The sequence below is a fragment of the Paenibacillus macerans genome, from assembly GCF_900454495.1.
Classification (GTDB): Bacteria; Bacillota; Bacilli; order Paenibacillales; family Paenibacillaceae; genus Fontibacillus; species Fontibacillus macerans.
Genome location: NZ_UGSI01000001.1, coordinates 1,645,452 through 1,671,292 on the forward strand (window position 1 = coordinate 1,645,452; position 25,841 = coordinate 1,671,292).

17 protein-coding genes and 1 pseudogene are annotated in these 25,841 nt (G+C 45.5%); 1 reads left to right on the forward strand and 17 read right to left on the reverse strand.

Annotation, left to right across the window (positions count from 1 at the left end; translation table 11 throughout):
• Positions 1-112: 112 nt before the first annotated feature.
• Positions 113-463 carry a winged helix-turn-helix transcriptional regulator gene (locus DYE26_RS07560; RefSeq protein WP_036623320.1) on the reverse strand — a complete coding sequence of 117 codons (351 nt, stop codon included), beginning with the start codon at positions 461-463 and terminating at the stop codon, positions 113-115.
• 239 nt (positions 464-702) lie between these two features.
• On the opposite strand from DYE26_RS07560, the gene DYE26_RS07565 reads away from it, so the two are divergent.
• Complete coding sequence (locus tag DYE26_RS07565) at positions 703-1,281, forward strand: NAD(P)H oxidoreductase (RefSeq protein WP_036623322.1); 579 nt, start codon at positions 703-705, stop codon at positions 1,279-1,281.
• Positions 1,282-2,023: 742 nt separating this feature from the next.
• Here the strand turns inward: DYE26_RS07565 and pgmB are convergent.
• From pgmB to DYE26_RS07650, 16 genes and pseudogenes are all read right to left on the reverse strand, one after another.
• Positions 2,024-2,674 (reverse strand): beta-phosphoglucomutase, encoded by a 651-nt coding sequence (pgmB, locus tag DYE26_RS07570; RefSeq protein WP_036623324.1) that lies wholly within the window; start codon positions 2,672-2,674, stop codon positions 2,024-2,026.
• Between the two features lie 2 nt (positions 2,675-2,676).
• Complete coding sequence (locus DYE26_RS07575; protein ID WP_036623326.1) at positions 2,677-4,374, reverse strand: glycoside hydrolase family 3 protein; 1,698 nt, start codon at positions 4,372-4,374, stop codon at positions 2,677-2,679.
• 16 nt (positions 4,375-4,390) lie between these two features.
• A pseudogene (locus DYE26_RS34805) lies at positions 4,391-6,348 on the reverse strand (beta-glucoside-specific PTS transporter subunit IIABC).
• Positions 6,349-6,500: 152 nt separating this feature from the next.
• Complete coding sequence (locus DYE26_RS07585) at positions 6,501-7,364, reverse strand: AraC family transcriptional regulator (RefSeq protein WP_036623328.1); 864 nt, start codon at positions 7,362-7,364, stop codon at positions 6,501-6,503.
• A 554-nt stretch (positions 7,365-7,918) separates the two neighbouring features.
• Complete coding sequence (locus DYE26_RS33785) at positions 7,919-12,223, reverse strand: sigma factor-like helix-turn-helix DNA-binding protein (protein WP_036623333.1); 4,305 nt, start codon at positions 12,221-12,223, stop codon at positions 7,919-7,921.
• Positions 12,224-12,298: 75 nt separating this feature from the next.
• Positions 12,299-15,427, reverse strand: coding sequence for a type I restriction endonuclease subunit R (locus DYE26_RS07600; protein ID WP_218032583.1), 3,129 nt, complete (start codon positions 15,425-15,427; stop codon positions 12,299-12,301).
• 44 nt (positions 15,428-15,471) lie between these two features.
• Complete coding sequence (locus tag DYE26_RS07605) at positions 15,472-16,683, reverse strand: restriction endonuclease subunit S (RefSeq protein WP_051985467.1); 1,212 nt, start codon at positions 16,681-16,683, stop codon at positions 15,472-15,474.
• On the reverse strand, positions 16,673-18,196 hold the full coding sequence (locus DYE26_RS07610) for a class I SAM-dependent DNA methyltransferase (protein WP_036623340.1): 1,524 nt from the start codon (positions 18,194-18,196) through the stop codon (positions 16,673-16,675). The genes DYE26_RS07605 and DYE26_RS07610 overlap by 11 nt, the downstream gene beginning before the upstream one ends.
• 25 nt (positions 18,197-18,221) lie before the next feature.
• A complete protein-coding gene (locus tag DYE26_RS07615) occupies positions 18,222-19,811 on the reverse strand; it encodes an N-6 DNA methylase (RefSeq protein WP_036623342.1) in 1,590 nt (529 codons plus the stop codon).
• A 309-nt stretch (positions 19,812-20,120) separates the two neighbouring features.
• Complete coding sequence (locus DYE26_RS07620) at positions 20,121-21,014, reverse strand: GIY-YIG nuclease family protein (protein WP_036623344.1); 894 nt, start codon at positions 21,012-21,014, stop codon at positions 20,121-20,123.
• A 112-nt stretch (positions 21,015-21,126) separates the two neighbouring features.
• Positions 21,127-21,378, reverse strand: coding sequence for a hypothetical protein (locus DYE26_RS07625; RefSeq protein WP_036628237.1), 252 nt, complete (start codon positions 21,376-21,378; stop codon positions 21,127-21,129).
• Between the two features lie 249 nt (positions 21,379-21,627).
• Positions 21,628-22,032, reverse strand: coding sequence for an Imm7 family immunity protein (locus DYE26_RS07630; protein WP_036623346.1), 405 nt, complete (start codon positions 22,030-22,032; stop codon positions 21,628-21,630).
• Between the two features lie 23 nt (positions 22,033-22,055).
• Complete coding sequence (locus tag DYE26_RS07635) at positions 22,056-24,152, reverse strand: restriction endonuclease fold toxin (RefSeq protein WP_036623347.1); 2,097 nt, start codon at positions 24,150-24,152, stop codon at positions 22,056-22,058.
• Positions 24,121-24,936: a hypothetical protein gene (locus tag DYE26_RS07640; RefSeq protein WP_036623348.1), complete on the reverse strand. Its 816-nt coding sequence runs from the start codon at positions 24,934-24,936 to the stop codon at positions 24,121-24,123. Before DYE26_RS07640 ends, DYE26_RS07635 begins: the two co-directional genes overlap by 32 nt.
• Before the next feature lie 197 nt (positions 24,937-25,133).
• Complete coding sequence (locus tag DYE26_RS07645; RefSeq protein WP_240534141.1) at positions 25,134-25,454, reverse strand: aspartyl protease family protein; 321 nt, start codon at positions 25,452-25,454, stop codon at positions 25,134-25,136.
• Between the two features lie 74 nt (positions 25,455-25,528).
• Positions 25,529-25,768: a hypothetical protein gene (locus DYE26_RS07650; protein ID WP_036623350.1), complete on the reverse strand. Its 240-nt coding sequence runs from the start codon at positions 25,766-25,768 to the stop codon at positions 25,529-25,531.
• Positions 25,769-25,841 lie beyond the last annotated feature (73 nt).

Sequence of the window (25,841 nt, forward strand, 5' to 3'; positions counted from 1 at the left end):
GAGAAGCTGTATTAATAGCTTAAAATAGTATAGTAATCATATTCAGGGTAGTTTGTAAATTTAACCAATTACCAGTTAAATATGCTTCATACTGGGCTAATTTTCCATTCAACTACTTTTCGCCATGAATCTTTTCCAGGTGATCCTCTCCCCAATAGCATAAATGGTCTAGCGCGGGTTTTAATCCCCAGCCGTAAGCTGTTAACTCATACTCCACTTTAGGGGGAATCTCATTATAAACCTTTCGTGTAACGATCTCATCCTTTTCCAGGCCTCTAAGCTGAGTGATCAGCATTTTTTGCGTAATGCCGGGCATTAACCGACGAAGCTCAGAAGTTCGTTTCCGTCCAGTCATCAAATGATAGATGATTAAAGGCTTCCATTTCCCTCCCATTACTTCTAATGCCGCCTCCACTCCAAGTTGATACTTCTTTTGAACGCTATTTTTCATCTGTTCAGTCATCGCTTAATCCTCCGTTAAAAGGATAAGTTTGCTTAGAACAACCAATCACTTCCATCCGTTACTCAGGCCAGTTTTCAGGGAATGCAGCTAGGGTACTTCCATGTTCCTATGGCACCTGTATCTTCCTATAGAACTTAAAAGTGCGTACTTCCAGTTCATTTTCCTACTGTTTATAATAGCATCAGCCACTCCTCATGGCTAGAAATGAGCTGCTCAAGAAAGGTAGTGAAAATACAAGCATGAACGTGTTAACCGTTGTTTCACACCCGAGAAAAGATTCCTTGACCTTTGAGGTAACCGATCGTTTCGTACAAGGTCTCGCCGAGGCTGGCCACGAGTATGAGATATTGGATTTGCACGGGATTGGTTTTGATCCTGTTTTAAAAGGAGCGGATGAACCCGATTGGTCAGCTGCGGAACAGACCTTTTCCCCTGAAGTGGAAATGGAAATAAGGCGGATGAAGGAGCATGATGCTTTGGCATTTATTTTTCCGCTTTGGTGGTGGCATTTGCCGGCTATGCTAAAGGGGTATATTGACCGTGTATGGAACAATGGGTTTGCGTACGGTTCGAACCACCTTCATCATCAGCATGTCTTGTGGCTTGGTTTGGCGGGCGTTTCGAAAGAACAGATGCAAAAGCGCAACTATGACAAAATGATTACTCATCTGCTGAATGTGGGAATTGCAGATTATTGCGGTGTTTCCAATTCCAAGGTTGAATTCTTATATGAGACCCTGGATTCAAATCCCGATCATTACGAAATGCTGCTGGACCAAGCTTATCGCCTAGGTTTGAATTTTGCCAAGGATCATTGAGCTACTGGACAGTGAAAAGTTCTAACGCTTAAGAAGCTAACCAATCAAGATCAGAATTGCACACTACCGTCCGAACTCTTCCGGCCAGCAAGGGGCTGTCCAAAGGGGGTGTGTCTTAGTGTCCCTTCCTGCTGCCTTTGCATGATTATCCCTTTCGTTCAGGGAGAAGTGGGCGGGGGTGGAAGCTAGGGTAAGGGTTCAAGAAAAAAGAGCGGCAGAAGTTGCTGCAGATGTGTATGGCAATACCGGTACTTTCCCACCGTCGTCTGATCGCGGTCCAACCGAATCAGCCCCTTCAACTGTAGCCTGAACGAGAGGCTGGAACGGTGGGGATTAGATGGCTGCGGATCAACTTGATGAGTGGGAGTTCGCATGAATAGTTTGGGCGTTGTTGCAGATGGAAGGGTTCAGGCTGGAGGAACATCACGCTCTTTTCGTTCCCCCGTCCATGTTTCACTTCTCCGAAACCTGTCCTTTAAACCTGAGTCCTTTTCCTCAGACCGTCTCACGATCTCGAATAGATCCACTTCTGCGAACATATTTTTCTTCTGAATACTCTCCTCCCGAATATTCTTTCGAGCGGGACTGTTTCTCTTTTGTCTGTTTCTCTGCTGCCTGATCAAACGGGATAATCATGCAAAAGAACCCTCACCGACTTTAGGGCCGAAGGTCCGGCCCCGCCCCGGTTAGTCGGCGAGGGTTGTCCGCTGAATTCAATGGCTCCGATGCGTAAAAACACCCTTCACTTCAATTCGCCAATGATTTTTTCAATGGTAACTAAGCAAAATCCGTCTAAATGCATATCTGCCATAGGCAGGTCTTTTTCCGCACCAATCCCAACCGCTAACATATTGGCATGATGAGCCGCTTCTATTCCCGATACGGAGTCTTCAAACACAATACATTCTTCGTTTTTCAATCCCAATTCATTTGCCCCTTTGATAAATACTTCCGGATTCGGCTTGGCTGCCGAAACTGTTTTTCCATCAACGATGACATCAAAGTAATCTTTCAAATTAGTCAGAGTCAAAATACTTTGAGCATTTTGACTCGCAGAACCCAAGGCTATCCGGTAGCCCTTATTCTTGGCATCAGTCAGAAAAGGTTTTACGCCCGGCAATATTTCATCCTCTGTCATTTTGTTAATATAGTCCAAATATATTTGATTCTTTTTTTCGCAATATTCTTCTTGTTCTGCCTCCGACATCGTTCTGCCGCCCAGCTCTAAAATAATTTGAAAAGAACGTGCTCTACTAACTCCCTTTAACCGTTCATTATCTTGAAGAGTGAATTCAATACTCAACTCATCCGCGATTTGCTTCCAGGCATAATAATGATATTTCGCCGTATCCACAATAACCCCATCCAAATCAAATAATAGACCTTTTATCATAATTACCTCGCATCCCAGTATCCACAGTAGGGATCAATTGGGTTAATTCCTTTAAATGGACTTTTGCCTATAATTTTTTCTACCAATACTTTAGGATTGAATTCATTTGCCGTGTAAGCATTAATATATGTTTTAATCATAGGCACATCTTGTAAATGATAGGGGTTAGCTATGGAAATAAAAACGGTAGGCACTTCATTTACAAACCAAGGAGCGTCCAGCCCCATAGGTGCCTTCCAATTAATGCGTACAGTGGTTTGGTTGCTAGCCGTTTTGATGTTGGCAAAATAGAAAACCACATCGTATTTCTCGCGGATTTCGCTGCTTGCTGCCGTTAGAAATAATTCTTTATGCTCCTGCTCGTCAAATTTCTCTACTTCAAATCCTGCCGCCTTCAGTTCTTCCATGAACATGCCGCTCACAGCAGGCTTACCGCTTGCACTTACCAAATCGCCCAGCACGATGACTAAAGCTCTTTTGTACTTTTGAACATCCAATGGAATAAGGCCTTGCTTGTTTTTGACTAAGGTAATGGATTGGTCGGACAACTCATAAGCCCATTTCTTATGCTCTTCGCATTTAAGAATACGGAGGCCTTCTTTAGGCGGCATTAGCGTATTGGTTTCCTTTTTCGTATGAAGCTTCAAGGATGCTTTGGTAGCCAAGATCCGGGCAACTGCCTCATCCAGTCTTTCTCTGGATATTATCCCATTCTTAACGCCGCTTATGGCTGCTTCATAATCTTCTTCCAGATTTCGTGCAAATAGAATCATGTCACAACCCGAGGCGATGGCTTTAGGAATCAAATCCACTCTCCGTCCTTGAGCAGCAAATCCTACCATAGAAGTTGCATCCGTAACAATCATTCCATTAAAGTTCAGTTTATCTCTCAATATCCCTTGCAGTAATTCCGGCGATAATGATGCCGGCATTATATCTTCATCCTTAATTTCAGGTGAAATATATCGGGTTAGAGCAGGTTGAAGAATATGTCCGGCCATAACGGTTTTGGCACCGCCCTCAATCATCCCTTTGTATACCATTCCGAAAGTATCGTTCCATTCTTCAACGGATAGCGAATTCACTGAAGCAACAAGATGCTGGTCCCTGTCGTCAACTCCATCACCGGGAAAGTGTTTGATGGATACGGCGACATCATTCTCATGACAACCCCTCATATAAGCTTCCGCCATTGCCAGTACTCTGTTTTCGTCGGATCCAAAGGTTCTAACATTTGTAATCGGATTTGAATGATTCATATCAATGTCAATTACAGGAGCGAAAGACCAGTTACAGCCTACTGCGCTTCCCTCCCGCCCGGCAATCACGCCAAGCCGGTATGCATTATCTACATTATTGCTTGCAGCTACCTGTATCTGTCTGCCATAGAATGTACCCTCGTTGCCGATACCGTCGCCCCCGGATTCCAAATTGGCGGCCAAAAGCATAGGAATGGCACTTGTATCCTGTATGAATTTATGAATCCCATATATCTTTTCACTTTCACTTGGACGATACATCATTCCACCCGGATTATATTTCCGGATAATCTCCTCAAGGACTCCAAAATCATCCGAATCACCATGCAGACAGAACAGTTGGCCGATTTTTTCTTCTTCGCTCATCTGTTGCATAGTACGTTCAACCCACTCGATATCCTGATCCGACAAGAAAAACGGATTCTCTTTATATTTAATCAATGTGATCTTCTCCTATTTAATATTTATTAAGCGTAATAATGATGTCGCCTGTGCCAACCAGCGCCTGGTCAGTTACCGCAAATTGCTCATAATCATTATTGTTGGTGACAATGAAAGGAGTAAGCGTTGAATATCCGGCATTTATGATAGAATCAATCTCAAATTCACCTAACAGCTGACCTTTTTTAATCGCATCGCCTTGTTTGACGTGAACTTTGAAATACTTTCCTTTTAACTTCACCGTATCTTTTCCAACATGGATTAATAATTCAAGGCCACTGTCCGTCGTAATTCCCATGGCATGGCCTGTAGGATATAGACTAGTTAATATACCATCCGCCGGAGCTACAATTTTCCCTTCGGTTGGTTCAATGGCGATTCCATTCCCCATATAACCTTGGGAGAAAGCTTCATCTTTCACTTCAGAGAGCGGTACAATTCTTCCAGCGATCGGACTTCCTAACGCGATCGGACTATCCGATGCCGGCATTTGAGTTGATCCTAGAGGACTGGCCAATTCGGCATTTGTAGGGTTGAGATCAACACCTGCCGTTACTGTTGACGCTTCGGCTTTATCCTTGAAAAAGATCAGAGTTAGAATAAAGGCCAAGACCATGGCAACCGCCATTGCAATCCCTACCATCAGAATATCGTGTAATGCATTGCCATTGGGATTGACATAAGTCGGGAAAGCAAAGATGCCTTGTCCGCCCATATTGTAGAACTTTACTCCAAGGAACATCGCTAAACCGCCGCCAACCGCGGATGTAATGCAGCTGATAATGAAGGGAGTCTTGAGCGGTAAAGTAACACCATAAATAGCCGGTTCCGTGATGCCGAATAGACTCGAAAAAATGCCGAAAATGAAGTTGTCTTCAACTTCTTATTTTTGGTTCTAATCATAATGGCTAACAGAATAGCTACCTGAGTAAAGGAAGCAGTAGCTGTAGCTGCAAAGATCGTGTCATATTTCAATGTGGCCAAATTATTGATTACAATCGGTATAAGCCCTTGATGGATGCCGAACATTACAAAAACTTGCCAGAATCCGCCGACAAACGCCCCGAAGACAATTGGACTAAGCTGATAAAGTGTTGAGACCAGCATGCCGATTAAACCCGAGATCCATGTTGCGACAGGTCCAATCACCATAAAGGTAATCGGGACTGCGATTATCAACGTTAACAGAGGAACACCAAATGATTTGATTACATTCGGAACAACCTTTTTAGAGAATCGCTCTACCTTTGAAGCAAACCAAACGGCCAAAATAACCGGAATAACTGTGGAGGTATAGTTATTTAAAATAACTGGAATTTTTAAGAATGTTAAATACACGTTTGACTCTAAAGCAGTACCACTAAACAATACATTGATAGCATCACCGTTCATAAGAGCAATAAGCGTAGGGTAAATCATGCTGGTTCCGATCGCAAGGCCTATAAATTCATTAACTTTGAATTTTTTGGCGGCTGTGTAACCTATAAAAATCGGGAAGAAGTAAAAGATACAATCTCCAACGGCAGACAATATAATATAGGTTCCATCTGTAGCGGATAAAACTCCGAATGTTGAAAGCAGTATCAATACACCCTTGATTATACCGCAGGCACACAGCAATCCAATGACAGGAACGAAGATTCCGGAGATTGTACTTACAAAAGCATTAAACAGTCCTTTTTTTCCCTGTTTACCGGTTTCCTCATCATCTGCTTGCTTGTCAAAGTGTCCCTTCTCAACTAATCCCTGATACGCTTGTCCCACATGATTTCCAATAATCACTTGATACTGTCCGCCACTACTGATAACGTTTACAATTCCGTCAGTATTTTTCAACATCTCTGTATTGGCTTTACTCTCGTCCTTGAGTTCAAATCTCAGTCTTGTCATGCAATGTTCAACTGAGTCTACATTCTCCTTCCCTCCGACATTTTGAATAATGATTCTTGCTAAGCCATCATACTTGCTAGCCATTTCCACTCCTCCTAAAACGATTACTACCTGTGCACAAGTTAATGATAACGTATATTTTTTTGATAAGAATTTCTTTATTTGATTCAATTATAGGCAAAAATTGATTTCTAAAGCCAAAAGACAGACTGCTATCATGCAGACTGTCTTTTGGTTTACTTGGCACTATTCATTTTTCTGAATTTGGCAGGGGTCACTTCGAAATTTTTTTTGAAGTCTCTTATAAAGGATTTCGCATCAGGCGCACCAATCTCCAACGCGATATCCGTAATCGTCTTATCCGTATCCATCAAAAATCGCTTGCCTGCGTTCAACCGCAATTTCACAATGTAAGTTTTGAAATTTACACCCATGTACTTTTTGAAGCTTCGCGAAAAATATTCAGGATTATAACCAAATAGATTGGAAACATCTTGTAATAGTAGATTATCCGTATAGTGTTCATTTAGATAAGTTATTATTTCCTTGTACCTTTTTTCATACTTTTGAGTCCTTGCGTCTATAACCTTGCTCTTTTCCTTCCTGAAAAATTTCATCAGCAGATAGAGTAATTCATACATAACACTTCTAATTTGCAGATTGTACCATTCATCATTTCCGTAATAATTCTCTTGCATCCGCAGCATCATTTCCATCAAGTCCTTGTAGGCCGGGTGATTCTTATCAAGTTCAAAATATATATTATCAATATCACGAAAAGTCTCTTTCAAAAATCTATACGAAATTAAAATCGAGCAGCCTCCTTGTTTCCTGCCTATAAAATCATAAAATTCGTGCGGTTCTTCACTATTGATGATAACAATATCGCCAGTCTTCATTTTTAGGGTTGTGCCGTTCTTCCATAACACAAAATTGCCGTTATACATTAGAACAATTTCCAGACTTCTGTGCCAGTGCTTCTCTATATGTATATTGGTATACCCTGCCTCCCTTATGATATCCTGATGTGGTACAACCTTTACCGGGTAGTTCTTGGACATTTTATTTACTTCATAATAACCTCTATCCATTTCGGCCATGACTCTCCTCTGATATGTGTTAACCTTAACCCAGTGTCTCCCGCGGATACTTTAATGTTGATTCCCTAATTATATGTTATTTAAACATCTATAGATTCAATACACAAGATGAGTTGTCCTAACCTTTTTCGGGACAATCCACCAACCGGCATTCTGCTGTAAATCCGTGGAAAAGATTTTCAAACTTTCTTTCGCAAGGACAACACTGTCAGGTTAAACTCGCGGATTGAAAATCAGGAGCTGTATGTTTAGGAGGTGGCCGTGATCCTGGGTTCTGATAGTGAGAAGGAAGTCACCCGAGAACTTGTTCGTTCTAGGGACGACATTTTCATTTACTACATGGGTAAAGAAAAGATCGAAATTCGATCAAACAGTATAGTGATGGGCTTTTATTCACGTCATTGGAGGTTTTCTTTAGGGGAAACTCCCGTGTCATTGACAATATAGTCATTGACACGGGAGCTACACTAATGATTATTTCACGTAATATTGTTGAGGCGATCGGTATTTTGACGGAACTTGAGGACTATGTACATTCCTTTTATCAGAGTATATCACTCATTAAGGACGACATACTCATCTTCAAATCTGAAGGGGGCATTTCCTTCTTCCATCATTTTCAACGTCGCATATAGAAATTTCCCGTCTTTTGAATACCTTAATTCCGCCAATTTACGGTACAATTCAGTTGCCAAGGCCTTGCCGTTGAAGAATGACTTCAGGATATAAGCCACGAAATCAGCTTCCGTCTGGATTTGACTTTGCTCTTTCGCCAGAATTATTGCATCATATGAACCGGTCAGACGCACCTTGTCGCTTTTTTTGAGTAAATCAATGAGCAAATCTTCACTCCAAGACAGCCCATTAAGCAGCTCAGGAAGTTTTTCTTGCAGCAGCAGCTGTTCTGCCAAAATAAACGGTTTACCGTTTGCGGATGCGGTTATTAAATTGAGGTTGGCCCAGTCAACAAGTGCGTTCTCTTTTTCCGGCGTCCAGCCAATAGTGTCTCTATGGACGTATTCACCATATTGACCGCGGGTATAGTAAATAATGCTTCTGGAATTGGACAGTACCAGATCTAGGGTACTCTCACGGGCGCCAAGTTCTTCCGTCAGCCACTGCCATAGCTGCTCCCTCGGCACAAGGGTGCCTTGTTCAAGTACATATTGTTCCGTCAAAGCCTGGAGGTTCAGGTCTCCCCATTCCTGTCCAGCAAGGGCAACAAGCGGATACCGGGCAAAAATAAATCTCTCATCCGCTTCGAGCTGCAGGAGGTCATATAATGTATAAGTGGATTCGATACCGAATGAACGGCAATAATCCCGCATTTCATCAAATAGACGACCAATATGAACAACAGCGCTTCCTGAAATCAAATTTTGCAGCTTTGTAAACAGGGGTTGAAATTCAGATTCTCCCAATGGGTAAAACTCTTTCAAACCAATGATACCGAAATCCGCTCGAACAAAATCCGGATCCGATGCTAAATTAAAGTCAACAGTAAAATACTTCCACCCACGACGGGATACAAATTCTTCTTTCAACTGCTCTCTTGAAACAGGCTGATTGATTTCTCGAATATAGCTTTTGATCATTTCCGCATTATTCAGCTGGAATCCGTCGCTTTCATGCCAAATATGAGGAAACTTTCTTAGTTGAAGCGCTGACGAGCCATATTTTCGCAGCATTGCATACAGTGCGTATTCATTGGGAATACGTGCCGCCTGCAAGACGTCTTCATATTTTTCAAAGATGTGGCCCACCGAAATCGGACTCCGCTGCACAAGAAGCGCTTCAACAGCGGACGAGATTTCCTGTATTAGACCGATGTCGGGTGTCACAAAAGACTGATGAATATATGTGCCTCTTCCCCATAAATAAGCGATATCTGAAAATTCGTCCCGGGTAAGTACTGAGTAAATCTCTCGTTCTTTCTCAAATTCCCCGGGCCAAATCGTTTCCGCAGCCTGTAGAAGTTCATCAGCTTTCTTATAGACTTCAACACCATCCGGATATCTGCGCAGCAGCACCTCCACCATATCCGCCTTTGTGCTGCCGCTCAGCATGACAAAATTTTCAAGAACCGGAGTGATGAAATGCTCCGCCAGACGCATAAGCAATGGAGGCGGAACTTGGTATTGTACGGATAACTCGTCTATTTTGGAACGATACTCATGCTCCGCTACCAGTACACCTTTGTACAGACTCTTCAAATCCTGTCTCAACTGCCGTTGTAAAGTTTCCAGTTCACTCCGGAATTTCTTGCTCCACCAGCCGTAGGCATCTAGATAGGTAAAACCTTCTGCATCCAAAATATCGACGATCAGATCATGCTCAAACGATCCCTTAATATCCATTGGAAAGTAGAAAAACCCGCACCCTGCTGCAAAAGCCTCCTTCAGCGCCCGCGCGACCTGAAGAAGATCTTTCTTTAATTTTTCATGCTGTTTGAGCACGATTTGGCGGATTCGTTCACGAGTCAGGCCAAATTGCTGACCCGTTTCTTCAAGCGTAGCTTTGCGGCCGGATTTTTGACTATTCCAGCGAAATTTGAGAATTTCCAGGTTGCGTACTGTGCCTCGTTTGGAGTCCTGACCGGCCAACCAGAGCTGCCAAGATTGCAATGTCTCATGAATGGCCTGCGTCATCCGTTCCTCCATGCTTAATCGGCTCCATGTCTGTTCCCGCTCCCGTTGCAGCCTCAATTTATTCAGTATCTCGCATAGCTGATCGTAAAATTTCGCAACGGCGGGCCCCCTGACCCCCGGATAGCTAAGAAGCTGCTCCAATCGTGAAGGCAGCTGCCCTACAGTTCGGATGCCGGAAGCATTAAGTCGTGAGATAAACTTGAGCTTATCGTTGACAAATGCCTCTTCCAAGGACATTTCCATATCCGCATCGCTTACGTTAAAACTTTTAGTTTGCCATTTAATGCTGCCTGCGGTCCTAACCGGTTCGTGCGTTGCGGGGAGTGCCTCAACAGCTACAGATCTAATGGTTCCCTCAACAGCAAAATCTTTCAGCTGCTCAAAAAACTTCATCACAGCCGTAGTGCCTACACCTTTAATTTTTGTTGGTAAAACGGACAGCGCCTCCGGAAGCTCTCCAATGGCGGTGATGTGCCACTGCTCCTGAATGCCGCGCAGCAGGGCATTGCAACCCTGAAATTGCAGATCAGCAATCCTCATTTCACGAAAATGATCCGGAAGTACGAGCTCTTGCCCATTTACTCTAAATAACAATAAATTCTGCTTATCGGATGGGTCATTTTCTTCGTCTACCTCATCCTTACCGGCTGGTTGCTCCACACGCTTGATTCCCTCAAGCCGGGCGACGGTTTCTTCATGCCTGCCGCGAAGAAGCCAGGCCAGCGACGACACCGGAATACCGCTAAGCTGATAAGACTTTATAATCCCAAACCGCTGAAGCAGCCGGCATACATCCGGGGTAAGCAGCAGATCCAATAAGATACCTTCCTGCAGTTCACCGATATGCGGTTCGTCCGGATCATGCTGCAACTTCAGAAACCGTCCAAGCTTCCCTGTAAATTGGAAGCCGAAGAACCATAACTGAACCATGACGTCATGGAGCAGCTTCGGCTGCTGCTCATACAGCTGCAGCAAACGTTCTTCGTTCCAATCTCCAAATACAGTTGCCCCCATAGAAGCGGATAAATCAGCCAAGCGGGCAGACACATAGCCTTGAAGAGTTTGTCCCCGCAGATGTTGCGGAATCGAAACGGAATCCGTCTTCGGCTCCCCTCCCGTTTCGGCAGTTTCCTGCTGAATAGGACTCTCTACAGGCTGCTCGGTTGCGGCCTGAGTTTGAACAGGCATTTCCGCTACAACTTCTGCCGCCTCGGCCGGCGTATTTTCCTCAGACTGCATCTTGGCGGATGCCGGTGAACGGGCTGCCTGCTTGCCCCCTTCGCTAAATGGGATAATCCAACGTTCTGCCGAAGGATTTTTGCCGAGCAGAAACCAGGCGGGCTGCCGCTTCGTCGAATTGCTGCCATTACGAGCAAACCGGAAATAAATGCCTTGCCCATGCCATTCCCCAAGCGCCTGCTTTAACTCCCAGCCGCCAACAACCCATAACGCACCGCCGAAAGGTCGCTTATCTACTAGATTGAAGCCTCGTTTCTGCAGGATATCGGCAATTTCCACCTTGTCTGCACTGTATTCGCTTGAAAGGCTTGCCTCCTTGACCGGTTGCTGACGAGCTGCAGCCGTCTGAGCGGGAGCGCTCGCTTCCGGTTCATTCAGCGGCCCCGCTGACCGTACTTCAGTCATACGCAGCAGCGCTTCCTCGATGCTCCGGAACTTTTCATCCAACGCGGGCAGCAGTCTCGATTCCAACTGGTCCGAGACCACTTTCTCTACCAGCTCCGGATCCATTGCGGGCTTGATTATTTCAACCGGCTGCACAACCGGTTCCTGCTGCTGCAACGGCATCTGATAGACGGGTAACTCCATTGCCACCGGACCGTACACTTCGACATACCATGACGCCAATTCAAACATGTGGCGATGGGCAGTGAGAGCCAGGTCTGCGTGAATTTCGCGGCTGCTATGGGCAGCGGTGTTGCCGCTGCGGCGCAGCCATTCAAATTTGTCCCGTATCTCCTCGGATAACAGCCCTTCGCGCGCCATCTTATGGAGACGCTCCGACTGGCTAATCGAGAAAACAGGCTCGACCTTTTCCTGGACCGATATCGTTTTTGCCAGCAATTCTCCGAAAAGTCTCCCCTGTGTAAGCGTGCCGCGCGGATTGAGCCAAATGCTGTTCTCCGCTTGCTGTGCCAAGGTCGCCAACTCGGGATGGAGTTCTTGCAAAAATATAAAATTCGATCGTTCCATAGCGATTCCCCTAAAAGTTTTGTAAGCTTTACTTCCTGAGTAGACTTCGAGCAAAACTCGCTTCGGAAGCATAAGCTAATAACGGAACTCTTCCGCTGCCATCGTGCTCATCACTTCCGCCTGTTTTAGCACCATGTCGATAGCAAGCTGTTCCAGATCCGGCGGATAACCGTATTTCTTCAACAGCCGCCTTACCGTTACTCTCATCTGGGCGCGTACGTTCTGGCGCAGTGTCCAGTCCACGGTAATATTGTTCTTGATCGACTGTGTCAATTCATGCGCAATCTGTTTGAGCATCAGATCACCCATTAATTCCTTGGCCGATTGATTGGAGGCGAGCGCATCGTAAAAGGCCAGTTCCTCCTGAATCATCCCCATATCTTCTCCGCGCTTCACAGCCTGGTTTACGTCTTTTGCCATCTGAATGAGCTCTTCAATGATCTGGGTAGTCTCAATCGTGCGGTTGTTGTATTTGCGAATCGACTCATCCAGCATTTCTGAAAACTTGCGGGACTGAACAATGCTCACCCTCTGGAAAGACTTCACTTTATCCTGCAGGAGTCGGCGAAGCAGCTCAACTGCCAGATTCTTTTGCTTTAGTCCACGTACGCTTTCAAGAAACTCATCCGAAAGGATCGCAATATTCGGTTTCTGTAAACCGACCGCCTCGAGGATATCGACCACTTCTTCGGATATGATCGATTTGGAGATCAGCTGATTCAGCTCGGCATCCAGTTCGGCCGTCGTCTTTTTTCGGTTGTCGGTCGTAATGAGTTTGAACATCCCCGACTTGACCGCTTTCAGGAAGCTGATTTCCACATTCACCGCTTCTGCCGCCGGTGTCGTCGCGCATAAAGCATAAGCTTTGGCCAGCTCCGTAACCCACTTGGCGAAATTCCGCTTCCCTTCTTCCCCCAGCCCAAGCACATAATCCACCGTCTCTACAATCGCTTTCATCCGGTCCGACGCTTTAGGCGAATTGAACTTGCCGTAATCATGCCCATGAAGCAGATCATGCAGCAAGTCGAGCCTCTCAAGCATGACATCAACAGCCTCGTCCGTATCAATGCCCGCTGTCCGGCGATCCAGCTCGGTATACTGCTGCAGAGCCGACTTCAGCATATCGGCAATCCCGATATAGTCCACAATCAATCCGCCCGGCTTATCGCGGAAGACACGATTCACCCGCGCAATCGCCTGCATCAAGTTATGACCTTTCATCGGTTTGTCGATGTACATCGTACTCATGGACGGCACATCGAAGCCGGTCAGCCACATATCACGCACAATGACGATCTGCAGCGGGTCATTCAGATCCTTCATTCGTTTGGCAAAATACTCCCGCCGCCGCTTCGTCCCGATAAATTTCTGCCATTCTTCCGGGTCGCTGGATGTACCGGTCATCACGATTTTGATCTTGCCCTTGCTATCATCATCGCTGTGCCAGTCGGGACGCAGCTCCACAATCGCTTTATACAGATCGATTGCAATGCGGCGCGACATGACAACGATCATCGCTTTACCAAACATGCCTTCCTGGCGCTGTTCGTAGTGGGCAACCATATCCTTGGCAATCGCTTTGATCCGTTTCTCCGCACCGGCCAACGCTTCCAGCCGGGCCCATTTGGATTTGAGCTTTTCCTTCTGCGTGATCTCCTGATACTCGGTAATTTCCTCATAGGTACTGTCGATGACCGGACGTTCGGCCTCGGACAAGTTCAGGCGGGCTACACGGCTTTCATAATAAATTTTGACCGTTGTGCCGTCCTCAACGGCGCGGTTCATATCGTAAATATCAATGTAATCCCCAAAAACGGCCGGTGTGTTCTTGTCCGAAAGCTCAACCGGCGTTCCCGTAAATCCGATGTAGGAGGCATTGGGCAGGGCGTCACGCATATATTTGGCATAGCCGTATTTGATGTTCGCTTCGCCGGTCTGCTCGCTCACCACCATCTCAGCCTGAAATCCGTACTGGCTGCGATGCGCTTCATCGGCAATAACGATTACGTTTTTACGCGCCGTCAGCTCGGGAAAGGTATCCTCATCCCCTTCGGTGCTAAACTTATGAACGGTTGTGAAAATAACGCCCCCCGACTCTACCGCCAGCAGTTCGCGCAGATGCTTACGGTTCTCCGCCTGCTTGGGGGTCTGGCGCAGCAGATCCTGCGACTTGCTGAAGGTGGCGAATAACTGATCGTCCAGGTCGTTGCGATCGGTTACCACAACGATCGTCGGATTGTCCATGGTCAGCACCAGCTTGCCGGCATAAAACACCATGGACAAGCTTTTCCCCGAGCCCTGGGTGTGCCAGATGACGCCGATCTTGCGGTCGCCTTCCGTCTCCGTCGCCCGCTCCGTACTTGCTATCGCTTTGTTTGTCGCATGGAATTGATGATACCCGGCCAGTATTTTGGTAACCTGCTCCCCATCCGTCTGAAACAGCACAAAATGCTTGATCAGGTCCATCAGCCGCTGTTTGTCAAACATGCCTTTAATCAGTACTTCGAGCTGAGGTACGGAGGAAGGAGCGACATCGCTCCCGTCAATCGTCCGCCACATCATGAATCGCTCGGCATCCGCCGTAAGTGTGCCTGCCCTAGCATTTACGCCATCGCTAATGACCATAAACGAGTTATATGTAAATAGAGAAGGAATGCTGCTCTTGTATGTCTGAATTTGATTGTAGGCTTCACTGATCCCCACTTCTTCGTTCGAGGCGCTCTTCAGCTCCATGACCACCAGCGGTATGCCGTTCACGAATATGACGATATCCGGACGTTTCTCGCTGGTTTCAATCACTGTAAACTGATTGACGACAAGAAAGTCGTTCTCTTCCACCCGGCCAGGTTCAGTGGCAAAAAGCCACACTTTGGCGACACGGTTCTCGCCCGCCGGCGTACGGTACTCCGCATCGATCCCGTCGGTAATCATCCGCTGGAAAGCGCGGTTGTTCACGAGCAGGCTGGGGCTCTGCGGAACCTCCACGATGCGGATCGCTTCTTCAATCGCTTCACACGGCACGCCCGGGTTGATGCGGGTTAATGCATCCCGCAGCCGATCCGTCAGGATCACATCACTGTATAATAGGCGCTCCGGATATTCGCCTTCCGGCGAAATCTCCGGCCCGTACGCCTTGCTGTAGTTCAATTCTTCAAACCATTCTATCGCCGCTTGCTCCAGGTCGCTCTCTGCATAAGATGTAATATACACGGCACACCTCCTAAGCTTTTGGTAGGATATAATCCTTACTAGCCCGTTACTTGCTCCTGCTCAACCAGCGGGACACGAATTTCTCCGGACATGAGTTTGGGGAGAAGGGTGTCACGTAAAATTGCAAGTTTCCGATTTTCATAAATCAGAGTTTGCATTAAATTTAAATAATTTTCTATCATCTTACTAAATTGATAAACGACTTCTTCATTGTCAGGAAATACGAAACGAAAATCCAAAGTACTTTTTGGTAATACTCGCTGCCTACTATTAGTAGAACCAGTAGTATTTGAACAGAGGTATGTGTAGAATGACTCACTATCCAACAAAGAATATAAAAAACCCCTGTTTCCAGAATTTAGAGACAAAAAATTAATGAATTCTGTAGAAGACACAGCATCTGGTGTAAGACACAGGGGGGCCCATACTCTTTTTGTTTGTGGATTTAATTTTGAAATTAAAACAGATCCTTTATTCACCTTGTACTTATTACTTTTTATAGTAGATCCTGCTTCGAAAACAGGGAATTTCCCTTCATCGTAAGCTGGAATACTATAAAGCTCAAAAGTCTCATCTGGTGTAGCTGAAGGAGTGACCGATGTGGTATCAATTCTACATATATATTCAAGTTTTTTAACTTTCCAGCCTTTCGGAATCAATCCCAGTTCACTTTCCTCAAACTCTCCCCCATCGGACTTGTAAGGTTCACCACTTTCATTTGGAAATTCAAAATCAATAAACCAGCGTTTAAAGAGAGCTTGGGCCATTTCTTCTAGATTTTTGTTGATGGCGTTGTTGAGTTCGATTTTATTATCTAAAGAGCTCAACAAATCTCTGATTTTTATTTGCTCTTTTATGCTAGGTAATAAAGTATCAAGAGCATAAAAATCACTTCTGCTTGTAGATGGTATTGCTGAACCAGAATCAAGATTGTTTATATCCGTATTTTTTAGATTATAGTAGGCCCACTTTAAATCTAAGTTATTTTTTATGGGCTTGAGGAAGTATGCAGTATCAATGACGTAAAATGCACTATCTGTATAATGAACACCTCTGTAGGCTCCTTTTCTTCCAATAATTACCCCTGGTCCCCTTGACATCATCTTATCCGTGTATCCAATCGGACCATTAGTCCCAAAAACAGGATAGCCTGTAGTTTTATTTTTATAGTCTTTTAGTGCTTTCCCGTACTCTAAGCTTGCAATTTCTCCCCACTTTGTTTTCTCCCACATTAAATTATCAAAACTCAAACCCAATCCCCCCCAACTGCTTCCGAATCTCATCCTCCAACTGACGGGATTTTGCAAATTGCTCAGCCAGTTCACTTGTCAGGCGTACCATCTTATCTTCGAAAGGCTCGCTATCCTCTTCGGCATCCTCAATCCCAACATAACGACCAGGCGTCAAAATATATTCATGTTCCTGCACTTCACTCTGCTTGGCTGCTTTGCAAAAGCCTTTAACATCCTCGTACTCTCCCGCTTCAGCCTGGCCGCGCCATGCGTGGTACGTATCCGCAATCTTTCTGATATCCTCCGAGCTAAGTTCCCTGTGGGTACGATCTACCATATGCCCCATTTTACGAGCATCGATGAATAGGACTTCTCCACGGCGATCACGCAGACCTTTTGGCGCTTTATTTTTCGCTATAAACCAGAGGCATACCGGAATTTGTGTAGAATAAAACAACTGCCCAGGCAAAGTTACAATACAGTCTACCCGATCAGCATCAACGAGCTTACTACGAATTTCCAGTTCGCTTGTCGTACTGGTGGACATGGAGCCGTTCGCCAGGACAAACCCGGCAACGCCGTTTGGCGATAGCTTAGATACAATATGCTGAATCCAAGCATAGTTGGCATTACCCACAGGCGGAACACCATAACTCCAGCGCGGATCATCAACCAGCCGCTGTCCGCCCCAATCGCTGATGTTAAACGGCGGATTCGCCAAAATAAAGTCAGCCTTTACATTTTTGTGCAGATCATTATGAAACGTATCCGCGTTGTACTCACCCAAGTTGCCATCAATTCCACGGATCGCCAGATTCATTTTGCACAGGCGCCAGGTGGTTGGGTTGGATTCCTGTCCATAGACGGCAATATCGCCAATTTTACCATTATGCTCTTCAACGAACTTCTCGCTTTGCACAAACATACCGCCTGAACCGCAGCAGGGGTCATATACTCTGCCTTTAAACGGTTCGATCATTTCAACCAGAAGACGAACAACACTGGATGGTGTATAAAACTCGCCACCATTCTTGCCTTCCGCGCTGGCAAATTTACTCAGGAAGTATTCATATACACGGCCAAGCACATCTTTGGAGCGGCTGTCTTTGTCCCCTACTTTGAATGAAAAGAGGTCAATGACTTCACCCAAACGGGTCTTATCCAATGCTGGACGAGCGAAATCTTTTGGGAGTACACCTTTTAGGGAAGGGTTTTCCTTCTCAATGGCGATCATCGCTTGGTCTATGATTTGCCCGATTTCCGGCTTCTTGGCGTTGGCCTGAATATGGCTCCAGCGCGCTTCCTTTGGCACCCAGAAAATATTCTCCGCAAGATATTCGTCCCGGTCCTCGACATCCGCGTAAGGTTCATTTTCCAATTCCTTGTATCTCTCTTCAAATGCGTCCGATACGTATTTCAAAAATAGTAATCCAAGCGCGACATGCTTGTATTCCGCGGCATCCATGCTGCCGCGCAGCTTGTCCGCGAGTGTCCACAGTTTCTCTTCAAATCCGATATTAGCCGTTGCCATGCTGTAATGTCCTCCTAAATATTTCTCAATATAGTGCTGTATAGATCTGTTCTCGCTGCTGCTCCCAACGCTTGGTGGCAGCTTGCAAAGTCTCCTTATACAGTTTTTTTTCTTTCATATACTGCTCGCTGACTGCCAGTTGTCTGTCCATAGACAACAAGGGAATCTCGATTTCACCGACATCCGCCGGATTCAGGTTCATTACCGTAGTTCCCCGTTGGAAGCTTTGAATCAGGGCCATGCCTGCCGGGCTTTCCAGAAATATTTTCGCATACAAGCTGTGAATTTGCTCCCGGAAACGAATGACAATGATATTTGCGGAAGCGATGACCATCCGGGTATGCTGTGGGAATACCGCCAGCTTCGCCTGCGTCCCGCGGCAGGTCATCACAACATCTCCCGGCTGAACTTCATAACGTTTCACTTTCCGCTCTTCTTCCTGAATGGTCTCCAGATGCTCCAACATAACTTCACCGTCTTCCAGATTAGAGATATTCAGGACGTAGATGGAGCCTGGGCGCAGGTCCTGCTTCAGAATCGACTTTCCCCGAAAAATATCGGCCACGGCCTTCAGCTTCAGCTTAGGCACCGCCGCCTGCTGAAAGGCGGCCAACATGCGGCTGTCCTGCTCCAGCAGCAGTTCAATCCGCCAATCCGTCAATTCTTTAAACGCCGCGGCTTTCAGAGCGATAGCCTTCTCTTCTTTTAATAAAGAAGACTTTAATGCATAACGTCCCAACTTAACTTCTGTGTCCGGAGAAGTGTTCCCGAATATGGCAAAATACGTTTTCACCGAAGTATAAGGCCTGAATAACCCGTCCGGAAGACTATAGATCGCTTGGACAGGAGTAAGCTCATTCATTCGCTGCCGCCAGGCCCCGATAGCACCGGACTGAAACATCATCCGTGCCGGCAGAACAGCCGTCAACGTTCCTCCCGAAGCCAGCAGTGGAGATAAATGCTGCAAAGCTGCTCCTTCCGCTTCCCGCAGTTCCATATCGCTGTCGTCCAGTTTCAAACCAAAATTGGGGACCGCCAGAATCGCATCATAAGATTCAGACAGCGGTAGCGGCTGGTAGATGGAGCCTTGAACCACCTGAATATGCTCCCTATCCGCAAAATATGTTTTCAACAGTCTGCCTAACACATAGTTTTCGGTTAGTAGAGTCAGCCGATTGGATGTGACCCGGGGCGTGTATCGGGACAAGCCATCCAGAAATTTTTCCGCTTCAGCAATAAGCCAACTTTGAGAAGCGGGCCTGGTCGCATGATCTATAAAAGCGCCAAAGACACTGGAGTGTACCTGTAAGGAAGCAATGACCCGATCCTGCCGGATCGTCTGCAATCCGTATTCCAGTAAATCCATATCTTTACCAGCATGATAAAGCTTGAAAAATAATTCACGGTCACCCGGAAAATGCCCTAGCTCCATGGTGCCAAGTTTATCTTTCATCTTTATGAACAACTTTTCCGGGTCGTTTTCGAGTACTTCCCTCTCTGTTGAGACTTGATCTATGTATTGTTTCATCTTGACCACCCGGACCGCCTCACGCAACAAGTGGTCACGAGTTTTCAAATCATGGTTTAAACAGATATTCCAAAAGGTTTCAATCAATCAAACACCTCCTTTGCAGTTATATCGTATTAGGAAAACTATACCATAATTTAATTTAGTATTACAATACTAGAAAAAAGATGCCGAACGAATTGGGTTCGACATCTTTTTTTATTACTATAGTTTTATACGAGAGGAGAGCTGATTAGATCGTTTCATTTGGAGGTGGGGAATCAATCTAGCAGATCATTTCACCTAACATTTATGTATTCACGACTTCCGACAAAGTCGGATGTGTCTTGCTAGTTCACTTCCTCTTTTCCTTCGCAAGACCATAGAAACAACTAAATTAAATGCTGGACTTAGTAACTACAATCTATTTTCATACTCATCTAAACTTACTCCACCTTTTAATCTCCACTCTTTCCTACCATTCATTGAGCTGTTTCTTACAATAGCAGCTGCTGCAGATGGAGATTTAAAGTCAACATGCCTACACAATTTAAAATAACTCTCACTTTCTGAAGGCTCAAAAAACCCTTCCTCTTCAAGTTGCTTTCTTAATTTTGCGTAGTTATGGCTAGCAAAACTATTAACATGATCCTTTCGAATATAGGAACCGCTTAGGAGCCTGTATGTTCCTTCTACGATTATTAGCTTTGCCTCTTTTGTAACCTCACCTTTAGCTCCTGGTACGTTCAAATAAAAAATGTCACTTTCTTGCTTTCTCCTGTTATTGATATCTTCATCAGTTACTTGAGTTTTAGTAAAATCTAAAATACCTAAATTGCTCAAGACAAATATAATATTCTCATTAAAATCATCCATGTCATCACATTCAGAAGTAGGTAGTTTCGATCCTGGCGGAGTATTTCCGTTAGTTGTCTCAATAGTGGTCTTATTTTCTATTGCAATTTCATATAGTTCTCTTTCAAGATATCTGACGTGTGACTTGGTTAAATTAGTGTCTTTACTAATAAATATTACAAAGTCGCTCCACCAATCCTTCTTTTTAAACTGCTCAGATAGTCTTCCATTTACTTCGTCCGCTTCCCCAATGTATATTCTCTTTTGATAGGAATCTTCAAGTTCAGAAATCAATAAATAGATACCGGGAGAAGCTAACTCTTCTATATTTTGAAGCATTTGAACGTGTTTTCTTTGCCCAATGTATGCCTTACCTGTCCAATTACTTAGTTCTGCTGTTTTTAAATTTTTATATTTTTCACCCATAATATATAACTTAATTGATTTACCTCTCATCAAGTAGCCTCCATGATTATAAAATATGCTTCATGTTATATATCTTTCACAGGGTTTCATCTAACGTCTCTCGTATTCACGAATCCTAGGACCTTAAGCTGCTTTGACTTTATTAAGACTCGAACGCTGTTCTTTCCGGAAACTCTCCACCTTCTCTAACTAGACAAACTGCCAATCGCTGTGCCGCTCTGTCAAAATAGAACTTTGATGGAATACTTGGGTTGGGTATACCTTCTAACTCAGAAAATTTTCTGGTTAATTTGTTTAACTCGATTCTTCCCATTACATTTTCATTTGGTCCAAATTTGTAGACAACAGTTTCATCGTTTTCAAATTCTTTAAGTAATAGTACATATGAAGCCAATATTATTCCTGACTTTCTAAAGGATTCATACATTTCTTCTGCCTTGTCTAACCGTCTTAAGTATTCATCGACTGAGAGTTCTCTACCACCCGTCTGAACATTACCCGTCCCCTCAACTGGTGTACATTTCACTACATCAATTTTATAAAAGGCAATGTCCCTGTTCCAAACTATCATGGCTACGAGTTGCCCCACCAAAAAGAAATGACAGCCATCCATCCTAACTACTTTCTAAAATTGTTCTTAATTCTAAAATTCGGAGTCATCAGATACAACCGGTATTAATGGCGACAAAAACGGGTCATGTTTTTCTTCAACGTTCCCTCTCGCAAGAACATATACTTTAAACTCATTAAAATGTTTTGGGTGCTCATCATTAAAAACATAGAGCATACCATATGAGCCGGGTGCAATAATCCCTATATTCTTCATTATTTCCACTGGACTAAATTTTGATGAAGGCTCATGATTCCATAATCCCGTCATCCAAAGATGATATTGTCCATTTATCGCCTTTATGTCTAACACATCTACATTCGGCTGCAAATCTTCAATATACTTTTTAACTGTTTCAACAATATTTATTTCTCTTTCATTATTTGCCTCATCACCAGTACTTTCTAAAACGACCGCCCAACCATGGTATTGATACATACTTTCACCTCTCTAGTCCTTCATTAAAATGGCGAGATGTCAATAATAATCTCAACGTCGTATCTCTTCTCATATTCTCTTAATTGTCTAATTACATTATCAACAGGTGCTGTCTCAAAGTGAAAGTATGCCTTTCGACCTGTTTCAATAGCAGCCTCAATGGTTGCTTTTGCCTGTTCCCTAAATTGAGAACTTAGACTATTCATTGAAGTCTTAGTTTGACCAATGTACTGGTCAGAAACTACATCAAACTCTCGACCTTTTGGGTCATTATTAAATATCATTCGAGACTGTCCACCAAGTTTTTCTGCAAGCAAATCCGCACCTGCATCTTCTTTAGCAGACTGCTTTAGTCCCCCTGAATACTGGGTATAGATACCTTTACCACTAACTAATCTAGAAGCAGCATCACCCGCTCCCTCAGCCACATTATTCGAAGCCGGCGTCTCCAACTTTCTTTGCGTTGCCGGCACCTCATCCACTTCCGAACGCTTCAACCACTCGGTCAGCTTTTGTCCCGCGGTGCTCTTGAGCGCGCTGGAAACGAGCTTAAACGCATAAGTGAAGGTCACGTCCCCGGCTCCGGCCATAGCGGTATCCAGGGCGATATTTTGGGCGCGGCCTGTTAGGTCTTGGTCGCCGTCATTCTTGAAGTCGGTTACCGCGTCAGACGCTTCGGTGGCCGTGCCGAAGATCGCTCCCGCCGTCATGGATCTGACCACCGTCGGCGATAGCTTGGAGAGAGCCGCCGGGGTTTTCACTGCCTTCAAATATTTAAAGGGCAAAAAGAACCCGACCACATTCCCGGCAGCTTCGCCAACTCCTTTGCCGTACGGATCATCCAGCGGATTTACGTAACCTTCCGGTTCCGGTCCCATAATCCATTCGGCAAGCAGCTCCGGCAATCCTGCCGAGGCCGTGTTGATTGCGTTCACCACAGCATTCGACCCGCCGACCATTAGGTTCGCGAAAAAAGGATTGCCGATGCCGCTTTGTTTTTGCCGCATCTCGTTTTCTTCTTTTTTCTCAAGCTCTTTTAGCTCGTTATATATCCTGTCTTGTTCTTCCTTGGTCAAATCTGCCCAATAGGTCTGCTTCAGCCGCTCCCGAACTTCCGGATCATCGCGGCTTAGTACGTCGTCCATCGAATAGCTTCGCGGATCTACCGACGTGATATAGTATTGCGGCTCGCTCTTGGATTCCTCAACCGGTTCCACTTTCGGAATATTAAACAGCGCCTGCCAGGTTGCCGGCCCGATTACGCCCTTGAGCCCGTTTTGATCCTTCTCGTAAACCTCCCGGAATCCCTCCAACGCACGTACGGTAGCTTCATCAAAATAGCCGTTCGCCTCGACTTCAAAACCGAGTTCTTGCAACCGCAGCTGCGCCATTTTCACCGGCTCGGAATAGGTCTGACCGTGCATTTGCACCGTCAGCAGCCCGCTCAGTGTCCCAAACAAGGTCCGCCAAACGTTTTCATCCACGATTCCTTGCCGATCGCCAGCATTGTCCAGTCCGTATTTTTCTTTGTACCGATTAACAGTTGCCAGCGTAGCCGAGTCAAAATACCCGCTCGCTTCCAGCTCATATCCCAGCTCTTGCAATCTTTCCTGCAGTTTTAGCACTTCGTCGCTGTAATTCTCCGGGTCAAGGGTCAGTTCTTTCGTAAGCGGCTCCACGGTGATAGGAAGATAAACCGCAGCCCGGGAGAATAAGGAAAACGCCGAAAACGGCAAAGGAAAGACGCTCGTTTTATTCCCTGAAGTCGTGGGGAACGCGTCAAATGGGTTTAAGGTAACCGGAAGTTTCACCCGCTTCGCCTTCAAAAAGGACTCCTGCTCTTGGCGAGTATACTCGTTCGCCGCCCAGCGCAGCGTTTTCTCTTTCGTGCGCAATTCGTCGCCGATCTCCCGGGACAGCTGCCGAATCCGCTCCATCCGCCGCTCCACTTCAGATATTGCGGAGCGGACTCCCGGCTCGGAATAAGCCGAACTTGTTCTACTGGCTAACTCGGATACCCTTTTTAGCGTAACTGTGACTTGATCCCCGAACTGTTGCTCCAACCGGCGTACTTCGTCTGCGAGCCCGTTAATGCGGGCCGGATCGACCTTCAGTTCCAAGACGTTCCCCTCCTTTCCCCAACATACTTGGAAACGCAAAAAGTTGTTCAAGGGCGGAAAGCGGTTTGCGCCGAAACAAAAGGGCCTGACTTCGCTCCGGCATCATCCCCAGCATCCAGGTTCCTTTTTCTGTTCGCACGCAGGTAAACAGCGCTTCGGCCTCCTCTCCAAAAGCCAAGTGGTATCCGGCAATGACCCGGCAATCAGACTGTGGCCCAAAGGCTTCCGCTAAGTCTTCCGAGGTCTGACGATCTATCCCAAGCTTTTGCCAAAGAACCGTTGCCGCTCCTTGTTCTCCAGCCCCTGCAAGCGCTAGAGCATAATTGGCCTCCGTCGCGGGTAGAGGGTAAAATGCCTCCTGCTCACAATCGCTAAGCAAAAACTGCTTCCGGAGCATGGCAATCGCTTCTTCCCGCCCGGTGCAAAGCTGGACCTCGCAAGTCTCTTCCCCAGTTAAGCGCGTGAACATCCCCGCCCGGCAATGGATAAATTCCATGGAGACTGCCCCGTTTTTTTCCACCAAGCAAGCAAACACCTGGTCCGGGAAAGACAAAATTTCCGCAATCGCGGCATAATCATGCTCTATGTATAGTTGGTCCTCATCTTCTTCCGTCAAAATATGTTTGCTCTTCAGCCAGCCGGACACCTTTTCCCATCGTTGGCGGGTCTCCAGCAAATCAAGGCCTTCCAGCGCATTTTCCAAACCGAACAAGGTAGTGGCTCCGGAAAGCAGGCATAGATAAAACCATTCATCTTGCGACAGCACATAGTTTGTCCTATTCATTCCACATCCCTGGCCATATAGATATTTTATGGAAAAAATACTTCACTACATTCTATCAACCCGCCGCCGGCCTCACAATTCCTTAGTTGGCATAATATCTCACGAATGATCCGTTTCACCTATATAAATGAACAAAAAGTCCGGAGCAGCATGGGGCTGCCCCGGACACATTTATGAGGATAATTTACTAATCTAGGTTAAGAAACATCCAGTGATAAAGTTAGAAGCTTCAAATCGATAACGGCATTTAATTTCATAAGAAGATCAAGTCCGAGCAGTCCGTTGATATGCCCCTGAGGGTCAATAACGCCAAAATCCAGCTTTACATCGTTCAGGCCTACTGCCCCTAGCCTTACCCCGTCAACCTGTTTCATGTAAAAGTTATGCAAACTTCCACCAATACCATAGGAAGAATGGATATAATCATCAAGTTCAGCAGCGATACCGATTGTTTCGACCGCGTCGGGGGAAATGATCGTTTCAGCAGCTCCAGTATCTAAAACAATCCGGTCGATCACCGTAGATCTTCCTCGAAATAAAATCTCTACTGACGTGAACAAAAGGCCGTTTTCAGACACGACGTTTATATTAGCTAACCCCTTAGTCCGAACAATTGTTTGATGGGGACTTCAATTTTCTCTTTACCCGTATGGTAGACGAGAATGTCGTCTTTTGCTCGAACTAACTCTCGTGTGGCTTCTACATTATCATCAAAAGCCTGAATGATTGCCATATCGTCAACATAGCGCACTTGATTTTCAATGCGCCCCTCCAAGATACGGAGTTTAACAAAACGGTTTGGGTACAGCCTACGAACTTCCTCCCACTTCAACGTTTACACCTCCAACCAACTTATTTTGTATCTCCATGATAACACTTCCCCCTAAAGCATGCTATGCAGTATG